Raw genomic sequence first — 12,949 nt, 5'->3', positions numbered from 1 at the left:
ACAGAGCAAAATTTTAACCCGCATAGTATGAAACTGTGATCGGGTAGACACAATTTGAATTGCTCCTAAATGCCCGAAATTTCGCGTGTTAAGCACTTTTTGATATTTGCTTTTCCACGGCGTTATTCCATTGAGTAACTACTCATTCCAATTCGTAATTTCATTCGATCTAAGCCGCCCCCTATAGTCCCTTTATTCGTGGTTGTTAGTGAGTTGTTGCCTGTGGACTATCTCCCCCTTTTTGCTGCCTTAAAAGACCGACCGGTACTGGTTGTCGGGACGGGTGAAATTGCCGATCGCAAAATCGCCTTCCTGCAACGCGCCGGGGCGCAGGTGCAGATCGTTGCAGAGGCGGATTTTGAAGAGTCTCAGATCGACAGCGTGGTGCTGGTGATTGCGGCAACCGAAGATCGGGCGCTCAACCGCCGCATCTCCGACGCAGCCCAGGCCCGTCACCGTCTGGTGAACGTGGTAGACGACCAGCCGTTATGCTCATTTATCTTCCCGTCGATTGTCGACCGCTCGCCGCTGCTGGTGGCGATCTCCTCCGGCGGCACCGCCCCGGTGCTGGCGCGCGTGCTGAGAGAAAAAATCGAAGCGCTGCTGCCGACCAGCCTCGGACGCATGGCGGAGAAGGCCAGCTACTGGCGCAACCATTTGAAAACGCGTCTGACCAGCGTGACGGAACGCCGTCGCTTCTGGGAGCGTGTGTTTCGCGGCCGCTTTGCCAGCCTGATGCAGGCCGGTAACGAGACGGCGGCGCAACAAATTCTCGAAGACGAACTGGATAACCCCGGCAGTACGGGCGGAGAGATCATTCTGGTGGGAGCCGGGCCGGGGGATGCCGGGCTGCTCACGCTGCGTGGCCTCCAGGTTCTACAGGATGCGGATGTCGTGTTCTATGACCACCTGGTCACCGACGGTATTCGCGAGCTGATCCGCCGTGACGCGGAGCAAATTTGCGTCGGCAAACGTGCCGGCGAGCACTCCGTGCCCCAGCACGACACCAACCAGATGCTGATTGCCGCTGCGAAAGCGGGCAAGACCGTGGTGCGCCTGAAAGGGGGCGACCCGTTTATCTTCGGTCGTGGTGGCGAGGAGTTGCAGGCGGCAGCCGAAGCGGGCGTCCCGTTCCAGGTGGTTCCCGGTATTACGGCGGCGTCTGCCGTCACGGCCTACGCCGGTATTCCGCTGACCCATCGCGATTACGCCCAGAGCGTGACCTTTGTGACCGGGCACTATAAAGCCGACAGCACGCCGTTTGACTGGTCGCATCTCGCCCAGAGCCGACAAACGCTGGCGATTTATATGGGCACGATGAAAGCGGCTGACATCAGCGAACAGCTTATTCAGCACGGTCGCGATGCGACGACGCCGGTAGCGGTGATCTCCCGCGGGACACGCGTCGATCAGCATGTCGCCATCGGCACCTTACAAGACCTTGCAACCTTGGCGAAAGACGCCCCAATGCCCGCCCTGATCGTGGTGGGCGAAGTGGTGCAGCTGCACAGCACGCTCGCCTGGTTCCAACACACAACCGACACAGAAGGCTTTGGCGCTTCTGTTATAAATTTGGCTTAAGGAACGGTTATGGACCAAAAACGACTTACTCACCTGCGGCAGCTCGAAGCGGAAAGTATCCACATTATCCGCGAAGTGGCCGCCGAGTTTTCTAACCCGGTGATGATGTACTCCATCGGTAAAGATTCCAGCGTCATGCTGCACCTGGCGCGCAAAGCGTTTTATCCGGGTACGCTGCCGTTCCCGCTGTTACACGTGGATACCGGCTGGAAATTCCGCGAGATGTACGAGTTTCGTGACCGTACCGCCAAAGCCTACGGCTGCGAGCTGCTGGTGCACAAAAACCCGGAAGGGGTGGCGATGGGCATCAACCCGTTCGTGCACGGCAGCGCCAAGCATACCGACATCATGAAAACCGAAGGGCTGAAGCAGGCGCTGAATAAATACTGTTTTGATGCGGCCTTCGGCGGCGCGCGACGTGACGAAGAGAAATCCCGCGCCAAAGAGCGTATCTACTCTTTCCGCGACCGCTTCCACCGCTGGGACCCGAAAAACCAGCGTCCGGAGCTGTGGCACAACTACAACGGCCAGATCAACAAGGGCGAAAGCATTCGCGTCTTCCCGCTCTCCAACTGGACCGAGCTGGATATCTGGCAGTACATCTATCTGGAAAATATTGAGATCGTTCCGCTGTATCTGGCGGCCGAGCGCCCGGTGCTGGAGCGCGACGGCATGCTGATGATGATCGACGACGATCGCATTGATTTACAGCCGGGCGAAGTGATCAAAAAACAGATGGTCCGTTTCCGTACTCTCGGCTGCTGGCCGTTGACCGGCGCGGTGGAATCCAGTGCGCAGACGCTGCCCGAGATCATCGAGGAGATGCTGGTGTCGACCACCAGTGAGCGACAGGGCCGCGTGATTGACCGCGACCAGGCAGGCTCCATGGAGCTGAAGAAACGTCAGGGTTATTTCTAAGGAGCCGCCATGAATACGACTATTGCCCAACAAATTGCCGATGAAGGCGGCGTAGAAGCTTATCTGCACGCCCAACAGTACAAAAGCCTGCTGCGTTTCCTGACCTGCGGCAGCGTGGATGACGGGAAAAGTACCCTGATTGGTCGTCTGCTGCACGACACGCGCCAGATCTACGAAGATCAGCTCTCTTCCCTGCACAATGACAGCAAACGCCACGGCACCCAGGGCGAAAAACTCGACCTGGCGCTGCTGGTGGACGGCTTGCAGGCGGAGCGCGAGCAGGGCATTACCATTGATGTCGCCTATCGCTACTTCTCTACCGAAAAGCGCAAATTTATTATCGCCGACACCCCGGGGCACGAGCAGTACACCCGTAACATGGCGACCGGCGCGTCCACCTGTGACCTGGCGATCCTGCTGATCGACGCCCGTAAAGGTGTGCTGGATCAGACTCGTCGTCACAGCTTTATCTCTACGCTGCTGGGGATCAAGCATCTGGTGGTGGCGGTGAACAAAATGGATCTGGTGGACTACAGCGAAGCGCGTTTCGACGAGATCCGCCAGAGCTACCTGACCTTTGCTGAACAGCTGCCGGGCAACCTCGATATTCGCTTTGTGCCGCTGTCGGCGCTGGAAGGGGATAACGTCGCCTCTCAGAGCGCGAACATGCCGTGGTACAGCGGCCCGACGCTGCTGGAAGTGCTGGAAACCGTTGAAATTCAGCGCGTGGTCGATACCCAGCCGATGCGCTTCCCGGTGCAGTACGTGAACCGTCCGAACCTCGATTTCCGCGGCTTCTCCGGTACTCTCGCTTCAGGCTCCGTGAAGGTGGGTCAGCGCGTCAAGGTGCTGCCATCCGGCGTGGAATCGACCATCGCCCGTATCGTCACCTTTGATGGCGATCTGGACGAAGCCGGGGCAGGTGAAGCGGTAACCCTGGTACTGAAAGACGAAATTGATATCAGCCGCGGCGACCTGCTGGTCGACGCGCAGGAAACGCTGGCGGCGGTGCAGGGCGCATCCGTGGATGTAGTGTGGATGGCGGAACAGCCGCTGACCGCAGGCCAGAGCTATGACATTAAAATCGCCGGCAAGAAAACCCGCGCCCGCGTGGACGGCATTCAGTTCCAGGTGGACATCAACAACCTGACCCACCGTGACGTGAGCGAGCTGCCGCTGAACGGCATCGGCCTGGTGGATCTGACCTTCGACGAGCCGCTGGTGCTGGATCCGTACCAGCAGAATCCGGTGACGGGCGGGCTGATCTTCATTGACCGCCTGACCAACGTCACCGTCGGTGCCGGCATGGTGCGCGAGCCTAACGCGCAGGCGAGCGTGACGTCTGAGTTCAGCGCCTTCGAGCTGGAACTGAACGCGCTGGTGCGTAAGCACTTCCCGCACTGGGGCGCACGCGATCTGCTGGGAGGCAAGTGATGGCCGCCCATGATGAGAACGTCGTCTGGCATCCTCATCCGGTCACCGTCGCCCAGCGCGAACAGCTCCACGGTCACCGTGGGGTTGTGCTGTGGTTTACCGGGCTGTCTGGCTCCGGTAAATCCACGGTGGCAGGCGCACTGGAAGAGGCGCTGCATCAGCAGGGGGTGAGCACCTACCTGCTGGACGGCGACAACGTGCGTCACGGCCTGTGCAGCGATTTAGGGTTCAGCGATGAAGACCGTAAAGAGAACATTCGTCGGGTAGGGGAAGTCGCCAGCCTGATGGCGGATGCCGGGCTGGTGGTGCTAACGGCGTTTATCTCACCGCACCGCGCCGAACGTCAGATGGTGCGTGAGCGCGTTGGGCAGAATCGCTTTATTGAAGTGTTTGTGGATACCCCGCTGGCAATCTGCGAAGCGCGCGATCCAAAAGGGCTGTACAAAAAAGCCCGCGCGGGAGAGCTGCGAAACTTCACCGGCATTGACTCGGTTTACGAAGCGCCTGAATCCCCTGAGATTCATCTGGAAGGCCAACAATTGGTAACAAATTTAGTAAGCCAATTATTAGACCTGCTCAGACGGGACGATATTATCAGATCCTGAGACGGTATCGTTCGGGAGCTGTCTTCCCGAGCGATGAGTCACGGTCACAGGATTAGCTATGCGCAACAGTGAAAACTACATGATTACCACCGGGTCGGAACCGTTAACGACCGACGACGAGACGACCTGGTCCTTCCCTGGGGCGATAGTCGGCTTCGTGTCGTGGTTACTGGCGCTGGGTATCCCGTTTTTGATCTATGGTGGTAACACTCTCTTTTTCTTCCTCTATACCTGGCCTTTCTTTCTGGCGCTGATGCCCGTTGCGGTGGTTGTGGGCGTGGCGCTGCACTCCCTTTTCAACGGCAAGCTCCTGTATAGTACGTTCATCACTATCGCCACCGTTGTGGTCATCTTTGGCCTGCTGTTTTTATGGCTGATGGGCTAACTTACGGCATAATTAAAACCCCGCAGTAGAGTCCAGCGGAAAGTTATGGGATGATGATGCCGTTTTTTCAGGGGGCAGGATGGGTAAACTAACGCTGCTGTTGCTGGCTTTGCTGGTCTGGCTGCAATATTCGCTGTGGTTCGGCAAAAACGGACTGCACGACTACAGCCGGGTGAGCGATGACGTCGCGGCACAGCAGGCGACAAACGCCAAACTTAAAGCGCGTAACGATCAACTTTTTGCTGAAATTGATGACCTCAATGGCGGCCAGGAGGCGATTGAGGAGCGCGCACGCAATGAACTCAGTATGACTAAGCCGGGCGAAACGTTTTATCGCCTGGTTCCGGATGCGTCTAAACGCAATCAGGGCTCCGCACAAAACAATCGATAATCAGGCCCAGGATTACGACATGGCAGCAACTTTTTCGGACGTCTGTGCCGTGGTGCCGGCCGCAGGTTTTGGCCGGCGCATGCAGACAGAGTGTCCCAAGCAGTACCTCTCAATTGGTGATAAAACGATCCTCGAGCACGCCGTGGCAGCGCTGCTGGCGCATGCCCGGGTGAAACGCGTGGTTATTGCCATCAGCCCCGGCGATGCGCGTTTTGCGCAACTCCCGCTGGCACATCATCCCCAGATTACCGTTGTTGACGGCGGCGCCGAGCGGGCCGACTCTGTTCTGGCGGGCATTCAGGCTGCCGGGAACGCGCAGTGGGTGCTGGTGCACGATGCCGCGCGTCCCTGTCTGCATCACGACGATCTGTCACGTCTGCTGGCCCTGAGTGAAACCAGTAACGTGGGCGGCATTCTGGCCGCCCCGGTGCGTGACACCATGAAGCGTGCCGAACCGGGTAAACTGGCGATTGCCCACACCGTCGAGCGCGTGGATTTATGGCACGCGCTGACGCCACAATTTTTTCCCCGCGAATTACTTCACGACTGCTTAACGCGTGCGCTCAAAGAAGGTGCGACCATTACGGACGAAGCCTCGGCGCTGGAGTATTGCGGTTTCCACCCAACGCTTGTTGAAGGGCGCGCTGATAATATAAAAGTGACGCGCCCGGAAGACTTACAGCTCGCGGAATTTTATCTTACCCGTACGACCCCTCAGGAGAAGGCATAATGCGTATTGGACACGGTTTTGATGTACACGCCTTTGGCGGCGTTGGCCCAATTATCATTGGCGGCGTGCGCATTCCATACGAAAAAGGTTTGCTGGCGCATTCTGATGGCGACGTGGCGCTGCATGCGCTGACCGACGCGCTGCTGGGTGCCGCCGCGTTGGGCGACATTGGTAAACTGTTCCCGGACACCGATCCTGCTTTTAAAGGCGCAGACAGCCGCGAACTGCTGCGCGAAGCCTGGCGTCGTATTCAGGCCAAAGGCTACACCCTCGGCAACGTTGATGTGACGATCATTGCTCAGGCACCGAAGATGCTGCCGCACATCCCTCAGATGCGCGTGTTTATCGCTGAAGATCTGGGCTGCCATATGGACGACGTCAACGTCAAAGCGACCACCACGGAGAAGCTGGGCTTTACCGGTCGTGGCGAAGGCATTGCCTGTGAAGCCGTGGCGCTGCTGGTGAAGGCGGTCAAATGACGGATTTCGACAACCTGACGTATCTGCACGGTAAACCGCAGGGCAAGGGTCTGCTGAAAGCCAACCCTGAAGATTTCGTGGTGGTGGAAGATCTGGGTTTTGAGCCGGACGGCGAAGGCGAGCACATCCTGGTGCGCATTCTGAAAAACGGCTGCAACACCCGCTTCGTGGCGGACGCGCTGGCAAAATTCCTCAACATTCACGCCCGCGAGGTGAGCTTTGCCGGTCAAAAGGATAAGCATGCCGTGACCGAACAGTGGCTTTGCGCCCGCGTGCCCGGCAATGCCATGCCCGATTTAAGCAAATTTGAGCTTGAGGGCTGTAAGGTACTGGAGTATGCCCGCCACAAACGCAAATTGCGTCCGGGAGCGTTGAAAGGCAACGATTTCACGCTGGTGCTGCGTGAAGTGACCGACCGCGATGACGTTGAAAAACGCCTGAAGGCCATTACCGAACGCGGCGTGCCAAACTATTTTGGCGCACAGCGCTTTGGCATTGGTGGCAGCAACCTGCTGGGCGCGCTGCGCTGGGCGCAAAGCAGCGCGCCGGTGCGCGACAGGAATAAACGCAGTTTTTGGTTGTCGGCAGCCCGCAGTGCGTTGTTTAATCAGATTGTGAGCGAACGGCTGAAAAAACCGGACGCGAATCAAGTTGTTGTCGGCGATGCGCTACAATTAGCGGGACGCGGAAGCTGGTTTGTGGCAACGGCCGATGAGATGGCCGATGCCCAGTCGCGCGTGGACGCTAAATCGCTGATGATTACCGCCGCCTTGCCGGGCTCAGGCGACTGGGGAACCCAGGGCGAGGCGCTGGCCGCTGAGCAGTCAGCGGTGGCGGATGCGCCAGAATTACAATCATTGCTGGTGCGGGAAAAAGTCGAGGCGGCGCGCCGTGCGATGCTCCTCTACCCGCAACAGCTGAGCTGGAACTGGTGGGATGACGTAACCGTCGAGTTACGCTTCTGGCTGCCGGCAGGTAGCTTTGCCACCAGTGTTGTCAGGGAACTTATCAACACGTCGGGTGATTATGCGAATATTGCTGAGTAACGATGACGGGATCCATGCGCCAGGTATTCAGACGCTGGCGAAACACCTCCGCGAATTTGCGGATGTGCAGGTCGTGGCTCCCGATCGTAACCGCAGTGGCGCGTCTAACTCATTGACGCTGGAGTCTTCACTTCGCACCTTTACCTTTGAGAATGGCGATATTGCCGTCCAGATGGGGACGCCGACCGACTGCGTGTTTCTGGGCGTAAATGCGCTGATGCGCCCGCGGCCGGATGTTGTGGTCTCCGGCATCAATGCCGGGCCGAATCTTGGCGATGATGTGATTTACTCCGGCACCGTGGCCGCGGCGATGGAGGGGCGTCACCTGGGGTTCCCGGCGCTGGCGGTCTCGTTAAACGGCCACACCCACTATGACACTGCCGCCGCGGTAACCTGCTCTATTCTCCGTGCGCTTGGCCGCGAGCCGCTGCGTACCGGACGTATCCTCAATATTAACGTGCCGGATCTCCCGCTGGACGAGATCAAAGGGATCCGCGTGACGCGCTGCGGCAGTCGCCATCCGGCCGATCAGGTTATTCCCCAGCAGGATCCGCGCGGCAATACCCTGTACTGGATCGGCCCGCCGGGAGATAAATGCGATGCCGGGCCAGACACCGACTTCGCTGCGGTGGATGAGGGTTACGTTTCCGTTACGCCGTTGCACGTAGATTTAACCGCTTATAGCGCGCATGATGTGGTGTCGGACTGGTTAGATCGGGTCGGAGTGAACGCGCAATGGTAAGTAAACGTGTACAAACTCTTCTGGAACAATTACGCGCACAGGGGATCGCCAACGAGCAGGTGCTGGATGCGCTTGCCCAGGTTCCCCGTGAGAAGTTTGTAGATGAGGCGTTTGAACACAAAGCGTGGGAAAACGTGGCGCTGCCCATCGGGCAAGGCCAGACGATTTCGCAGCCTTACATGGTGGCGCGTATGACGGAGCTTCTGGAGTTAACGCCAGACTCTCGGGTGCTGGAAATTGGCACCGGTTCAGGGTATCAGACTGCGATCCTGGCCCACCTTGTGCACCATGTCTGTTCCGTGGAACGGATTAAAGGCTTGCAGTGGCAGGCGCGCCGTCGCCTGAAACAGCTTGATTTACATAATGTATCGACACGCCACGGCGATGGATGGCAGGGTTGGCAGGCTCGCGCCCCGTTTGACGCCATAATAGTCACGGCCGCGCCACCTGAAATTCCCGCTGCACTTCTCTCGCAGCTGGACGAGGGCGGCATTCTAGTTTTGCCCGTCGGCGATGAGCAGCAGCTTTTAAAGCGCGTTCGTCGACGCGGCGGCGAGTTTATTATCGATACCGTGGAAGCCGTGCGCTTTGTGCCCCTGGTTAAGGGCGAGCTGGCCTGAGACTCGGATTTTTCCAGGGTTATTGAGGCAAATTCAGCGTATGGTGTGGCGCGATAGGTTCGTGCCATCACGGTTATTTTTAAGTCACTGGTAGTTAACACATTCCTGGGGGATAAATGAGCGCGGGAAGCCCAAAATTCACCATCAGCCGTGTTGCGGCATTATCACTGGTTTCGCTCTGGCTGGCAGGCTGTACAAGTTCTGACAATGCACCTGCGCCCGTCAGTTCCGTCAATGGAACCAGCGGCTCGGGTAATACGTCCAGCGGAATGTTGATTACCCCTCCGCCTAAAATGGGCACGTCCACGGCGCAGCAAACTCCGCAGATCCAGCCGGTTCAGCGTCCAGTTACGCAGCCTTCGCAGATTCAGCCAGTGGATCAGCCTGTTCAGACCGAAAATGGCCGCATAGTGTATAACCGCAAGTATGGGAACATTCCGAAAGGTAGCTATACCGGCGGCAGCACCTATACCGTGAAGCGCGGCGATACGCTGTTCTATATTGCCTGGATCACCGGGAACGATTTCCGCGATCTGGCACAGCGAAACAACGTCCAGGCCCCGTACGCTCTGGAAGTCGGGCAAACGCTTCAGGTTGGCAACGCGACGGGGACACCGCTTACGCCAGGCAACACCGTTTCAGCGGCCGACGTAACTGCGCAAAATAACAGCGTCACCCCTGCACAAAAAACCACCACGGTGGTTGCTTCACAACCTGTAATTACGTATTCTGAGGATTCAGGTGATCAGAGTGCTAACAAAATGTTGCCGAATAATAAAGGTACTGCGACTGTTGTCACAGCACCGACTACGGCACCTGTGGTTAGCTCTACTGTACCGACTGCAAGCAGTCAGAATGCCAGCTCGTCAATCACCACCTGGCGCTGGCCAACTGACGGCAAGATTATCGAGAACTTCGCTACCTCTGAGGGGGGCAACAAAGGGATCGATATCGCAGGCAGTAAAGGACAGGCAATCATCGCGACCGCAGACGGGCGCGTTGTCTATGCCGGTAACGCACTGCGCGGTTACGGTAATCTTATTATCATCAAACATAATGATGATTACCTGAGTGCCTACGCCCATAACGACACTATGCTGGTCCGGGAACAACAAGAAGTTAAGGCGGGGCAAAAAATCGCTACCATGGGTAGCACCGGAACCAGTTCTACACGCTTGCATTTTGAAATTCGTTACAAGGGGAAATCCGTAAACCCGCTGCAATATTTACCGCAGCGATAAATTGACGGGGCATGCCAGCCAGGGTGTCTCGTCCAGGGATCACGGGTAGGAGCCACCTTATGAGTCAGAATACGCTGAAAGTTCATGATTTAAATGAAGACGCGGAATTTGATGAGAACGGAGCAGAGGCTTTTGACGAAAAAGCCTTAGTAGAAGAGGAACCCAGTGATAACGATTTGGCTGAAGAAGAGCTGTTATCGCAGGGTGCCACACAGCGTGTGCTGGACGCGACTCAGCTTTACCTTGGGGAGATTGGTTACTCCCCACTGCTAACGGCCGAAGAAGAAGTCTATTTCGCACGTCGTGCTTTGCGTGGTGATGTTGCCTCGCGTCGTCGCATGATCGAAAGTAACCTGCGACTGGTCGTGAAAATTGCCCGCCGTTATGGCAATCGTGGTCTGGCTCTGCTGGATCTGATTGAAGAGGGCAACTTAGGTCTCATCCGCGCAGTTGAGAAGTTTGACCCGGAACGCGGGTTCCGTTTCTCAACCTACGCGACCTGGTGGATTCGTCAGACCATCGAACGGGCTATTATGAACCAGACCCGTACGATTCGACTGCCGATCCACATCGTCAAAGAGTTGAATGTTTATCTGCGTACCGCGCGCGAGTTGTCCCATAAACTGGACCACGAGCCAAGTGCGGAAGAGATTGCAGAGCAACTCGACAAACCGGTTGATGACGTAAGCCGTATGCTGCGTCTCAACGAGCGCATTACCTCGGTTGACACCCCGCTGGGTGGCGACTCCGAAAAAGCGCTGCTGGACATCCTGGCCGATGAAAAAGACAACGGCCCGGAAGACACCACGCAGGACGATGACATGAAACAGAGCATCGTCAAATGGCTGTTCGAACTGAACGCCAAACAGCGTGAAGTGCTGGCACGTCGTTTCGGTTTACTGGGGTATGAAGCTGCGACACTGGAAGACGTCGGCCGTGAGATTGGCCTGACCCGTGAACGTGTTCGTCAGATTCAGGTTGAAGGACTACGCCGCCTGCGTGAAATCCTGCAAGGGCAAGGTCTGAATATCGAAGCGCTGTTCCGCGAGTAAGCAACCATTCGTCAGAAAAGGCCCGTCGTGAGACGGGCCTTTTTTATGCCTTACGGCTGCGCCGTTTCGTGCAGCAAACGCCAGGTGATGTTATCCCCTTCCTGATTAAGCACTGCGGTTGACCAGCGCACGTTGACGGGCTGGCCTGGCCGGGTTTGCGTCTCCCGGTAATGGAGCACTGCGCCGTTGTCCCATGTCTGAAGCGTTGTTAACGCATCAATGTCGATCCTGAGCCCGGGTCGGGTTCCCCGCTGCGCATATAAAAATTGGGCAAGCGCGTGATGATCTAAAGGGTTGCCACTCGGTGGAACCATCAGAAAATCCGGACGGAAACGGGCGAGCAGGGCGTCCCGATCGCCTTCGCCTGCACCTAACCAGTTTTCAAGGGCGACGTGAATGTCGAGGATCTCTTGTTCGAAATGGGTCATGGTTGCTCCTGTTGCAGTTGCGCAAGTAACTGCGTGTTGTTAAGACGGTAGACGTACAGTACGGGCAGCAGGGTGATGACTGCGGCAAAAACAAACATCCCGTGCCAGGCGGCCAGCGGCGCGAGATAATCCTGCATGAAGCTCAGCGCCTGCGCCAGCAGCAGAGCGCCCGCAAAAAAGCTCAACTGACGATTCAGATTCCATAGCGCGCTGGCATCGGGCATATCTTCCGGTCGCATCGTCAAAAACGCGCTGCTCTGAGCCGTACTGCTGCAAAGGCTTCCCCCCGCGCCCATCAGCGCAAACGCAACGGCAGGTAGCAGCATTGCCGGGCCGACGTTAACTAAAAGCAGAATGCCCGTCGCCTGCAAAAGGCAACCGATGACCACCAGCGGCCGGGGGCCGATACGGTTGAAATAGCGTCCTGTCGCGGTGATAGCCAAAAACGAAGCCACAGACCACGGCAGCATAAGCATGCCCGTTGCGGCGGGTGTCATATTGGCCTCGCTCTGGAGGTAATACATGCCCGTTACGTTCACGCCGATAAAAATGCCGGGTACGCACACATAGATAAGCATGGATAAGCGCAACAGCGGATCCGTCAGCAAAGACAGGTTTACTGTCCTGGTGGTGTTTATCGGCGACGGTTCTGTTTTAAGCCACGCGCAGGCCAAAGCAAAGGTGACAATGGCGACGGGCAGGGTGGCAAAAAATATCCAGCGCCAGCTGAATGTCTGAACCAGCATACCGCCCACAGCCGGTGAGCACGCGGGGGCAAGCAGTGCGACCAGCATCACCGCCGAGGAGAGTCTGGCCCGCTCATGAGGCTTAAATTGTTGCCAGGTCAGCGCCTGACCAACCGGGATCAGTAAACCCCCTCCGGCGCCCTGTACGACTCGCCAGGCAATCAGACTTTCCAGCGAAGATGAGAGACCCGCCGCAACGGAGGCCGCGCTAAAGAGAAGCAGTGAGAGCAGGATAACGCGCTTCGGCCCGACGCGGCGCGTCAGGATACTGCTGAAAGGGATGACTAGCGTCAGCCCGGCAATGTATCCGTTACTTACCCAGGCAAGCGCGGAAGGTGTGGTATTGAAAGCACGAGCCATCGCCGGAAAGGCGATACTGGCAATAAACATGTTTATCAAATCAAGGAAAAAGCCGAGCAGAAAGACGACGGCGATTTTGCTGCGATACGTCATGGAAGTTCCTCCGGTGAGGTGGCGTATCGTATCGGCCCGCGCGTTACGGATAAACGCGACAAAGCACGATATACTGTCAACATTATTTTGACAGTTAA

The 12,949-nt window shown here is 57.2% G+C and carries 16 protein-coding genes; 13 read left to right on the top strand and 3 right to left on the bottom strand.

Features of this window, described 5'->3' with window-relative positions:
• The first annotated feature begins 222 nt into the window (after positions 1–222).
• The 11 genes from cysG to ACWKXX_RS17425 all read left to right on the top strand — a co-directional run bounded on the left by cysG (position 223) and on the right by ACWKXX_RS17425 (position 8,931).
• Positions 223–1,581: a siroheme synthase CysG gene (gene cysG / locus ACWKXX_RS17475; RefSeq protein ID WP_023304331.1), complete on the top strand. Its 1,359-nt coding sequence runs from the start codon at positions 223–225 to the stop codon at positions 1,579–1,581.
• A 9-nt stretch (positions 1,582–1,590) separates the two neighbouring features.
• Positions 1,591–2,499 carry a sulfate adenylyltransferase subunit CysD gene (gene cysD / locus ACWKXX_RS17470; RefSeq protein WP_261666049.1) on the top strand — a complete coding sequence of 303 codons (909 nt, stop codon included), beginning with the start codon at positions 1,591–1,593 and terminating at the stop codon, positions 2,497–2,499.
• 9 nt (positions 2,500–2,508) lie between these two features.
• Positions 2,509–3,933 (top strand): sulfate adenylyltransferase subunit CysN, encoded by a 1,425-nt coding sequence (gene cysN / locus ACWKXX_RS17465; protein ID WP_261666050.1) that lies wholly within the window; start codon positions 2,509–2,511, stop codon positions 3,931–3,933.
• Entirely contained in the window at positions 3,933–4,538 is a 606-nt protein-coding gene (cysC, locus tag ACWKXX_RS17460) for an adenylyl-sulfate kinase (protein WP_015571713.1), read from the top strand. The genes cysN and cysC overlap by 1 nt, the downstream gene beginning before the upstream one ends.
• Before the next feature lie 58 nt (positions 4,539–4,596).
• Positions 4,597–4,923 (top strand): DUF3561 family protein, encoded by a 327-nt coding sequence (locus ACWKXX_RS17455; protein WP_023304328.1) that lies wholly within the window; start codon positions 4,597–4,599, stop codon positions 4,921–4,923.
• Positions 4,924–5,002: 79 nt separating this feature from the next.
• Complete coding sequence (ftsB, locus tag ACWKXX_RS17450) at positions 5,003–5,314, top strand: cell division protein FtsB (protein WP_003862095.1); 312 nt, start codon at positions 5,003–5,005, stop codon at positions 5,312–5,314.
• A gap of 19 nt (positions 5,315–5,333) precedes the next feature.
• Entirely contained in the window at positions 5,334–6,044 is a 711-nt protein-coding gene (ispD, locus tag ACWKXX_RS17445) for a 2-C-methyl-D-erythritol 4-phosphate cytidylyltransferase (RefSeq protein WP_045349489.1), read from the top strand.
• Positions 6,044–6,523 carry a 2-C-methyl-D-erythritol 2,4-cyclodiphosphate synthase gene (ispF, locus tag ACWKXX_RS17440; protein ID WP_015571711.1) on the top strand — a complete coding sequence of 160 codons (480 nt, stop codon included), beginning with the start codon at positions 6,044–6,046 and terminating at the stop codon, positions 6,521–6,523. The genes ispD and ispF overlap by 1 nt, the downstream gene beginning before the upstream one ends.
• Positions 6,520–7,569, top strand: coding sequence for a tRNA pseudouridine(13) synthase TruD (gene truD / locus ACWKXX_RS17435; RefSeq protein ID WP_032619143.1), 1,050 nt, complete (start codon positions 6,520–6,522; stop codon positions 7,567–7,569). Before ispF ends, truD begins: the two co-directional genes overlap by 4 nt.
• Complete coding sequence (gene surE / locus ACWKXX_RS17430; protein ID WP_017382816.1) at positions 7,550–8,311, top strand: 5'/3'-nucleotidase SurE; 762 nt, start codon at positions 7,550–7,552, stop codon at positions 8,309–8,311. Before truD ends, surE begins: the two co-directional genes overlap by 20 nt.
• Positions 8,305–8,931 carry a protein-L-isoaspartate(D-aspartate) O-methyltransferase gene (locus ACWKXX_RS17425; RefSeq protein WP_015571709.1) on the top strand — a complete coding sequence of 209 codons (627 nt, stop codon included), beginning with the start codon at positions 8,305–8,307 and terminating at the stop codon, positions 8,929–8,931. Before surE ends, ACWKXX_RS17425 begins: the two co-directional genes overlap by 7 nt.
• 94 nt (positions 8,932–9,025) lie before the next feature.
• Here ACWKXX_RS17425 and ACWKXX_RS17420 read toward each other — a convergent pair whose 3' ends face one another.
• Positions 9,026–9,166, bottom strand: coding sequence for a peptidase (locus ACWKXX_RS17420; RefSeq protein ID WP_223230135.1), 141 nt, complete (start codon positions 9,164–9,166; stop codon positions 9,026–9,028).
• On the opposite strand from ACWKXX_RS17420, the gene nlpD reads away from it, so the two are divergent.
• Both nlpD and rpoS read left to right on the top strand, forming a co-directional pair.
• Positions 9,099–10,172: a murein hydrolase activator NlpD gene (gene nlpD / locus ACWKXX_RS17415; RefSeq protein ID WP_223259309.1), complete on the top strand. Its 1,074-nt coding sequence runs from the start codon at positions 9,099–9,101 to the stop codon at positions 10,170–10,172. The genes ACWKXX_RS17420 and nlpD overlap by 68 nt on opposite strands.
• 59 nt (positions 10,173–10,231) lie before the next feature.
• A complete protein-coding gene (gene rpoS, locus ACWKXX_RS17410; protein WP_013098493.1) occupies positions 10,232–11,224 on the top strand; it encodes an RNA polymerase sigma factor RpoS in 993 nt (330 codons plus the stop codon).
• Between the two features lie 50 nt (positions 11,225–11,274).
• Here rpoS and ACWKXX_RS17405 read toward each other — a convergent pair whose 3' ends face one another.
• A complete protein-coding gene (locus ACWKXX_RS17405; RefSeq protein WP_015571707.1) occupies positions 11,275–11,652 on the bottom strand; it encodes a DUF4440 domain-containing protein in 378 nt (125 codons plus the stop codon).
• Positions 11,649–12,851, bottom strand: a complete 1,203-nt coding sequence (locus ACWKXX_RS17400) for an MFS transporter (protein WP_032102895.1) — start codon at positions 12,849–12,851, stop codon at positions 11,649–11,651. Before ACWKXX_RS17400 ends, ACWKXX_RS17405 begins: the two co-directional genes overlap by 4 nt.
• Positions 12,852–12,949 lie beyond the last annotated feature (98 nt).

This window comes from Enterobacter sp. UPMP2061, assembly GCF_053709615.1.
The sequence above is the reverse complement of the archived record's forward strand: the minus strand, read 5'-3'. Positions and strand labels throughout refer to the sequence as shown.

Coding starts and splice junctions, on each gene's coding strand:
- truD (WP_032619143.1), top strand. CDS start 6,520: ATGACGGATTTCGACAACCTGACGTATCTGCACGGTAAACCGCAGGGC.
- cysD (WP_261666049.1), top strand. CDS start 1,591: ATGGACCAAAAACGACTTACTCACCTGCGGCAGCTCGAAGCGGAAAGT.
- surE (WP_017382816.1), top strand. CDS start 7,550: ATGCGAATATTGCTGAGTAACGATGACGGGATCCATGCGCCAGGTATT.
- rpoS (WP_013098493.1), top strand. CDS start 10,232: ATGAGTCAGAATACGCTGAAAGTTCATGATTTAAATGAAGACGCGGAA.
- ftsB (WP_003862095.1), top strand. CDS start 5,003: ATGGGTAAACTAACGCTGCTGTTGCTGGCTTTGCTGGTCTGGCTGCAA.
- ACWKXX_RS17405 (WP_015571707.1), bottom strand. CDS start 11,652: ATGACCCATTTCGAACAAGAGATCCTCGACATTCACGTCGCCCTTGAA.
- cysN (WP_261666050.1), top strand. CDS start 2,509: ATGAATACGACTATTGCCCAACAAATTGCCGATGAAGGCGGCGTAGAA.
- cysC (WP_015571713.1), top strand. CDS start 3,933: ATGGCCGCCCATGATGAGAACGTCGTCTGGCATCCTCATCCGGTCACC.
- ispF (WP_015571711.1), top strand. CDS start 6,044: ATGCGTATTGGACACGGTTTTGATGTACACGCCTTTGGCGGCGTTGGC.
- ACWKXX_RS17425 (WP_015571709.1), top strand. CDS start 8,305: ATGGTAAGTAAACGTGTACAAACTCTTCTGGAACAATTACGCGCACAG.
- ACWKXX_RS17400 (WP_032102895.1), bottom strand. CDS start 12,851: ATGACGTATCGCAGCAAAATCGCCGTCGTCTTTCTGCTCGGCTTTTTC.
- ispD (WP_045349489.1), top strand. CDS start 5,334: ATGGCAGCAACTTTTTCGGACGTCTGTGCCGTGGTGCCGGCCGCAGGT.
- ACWKXX_RS17455 (WP_023304328.1), top strand. CDS start 4,597: ATGCGCAACAGTGAAAACTACATGATTACCACCGGGTCGGAACCGTTA.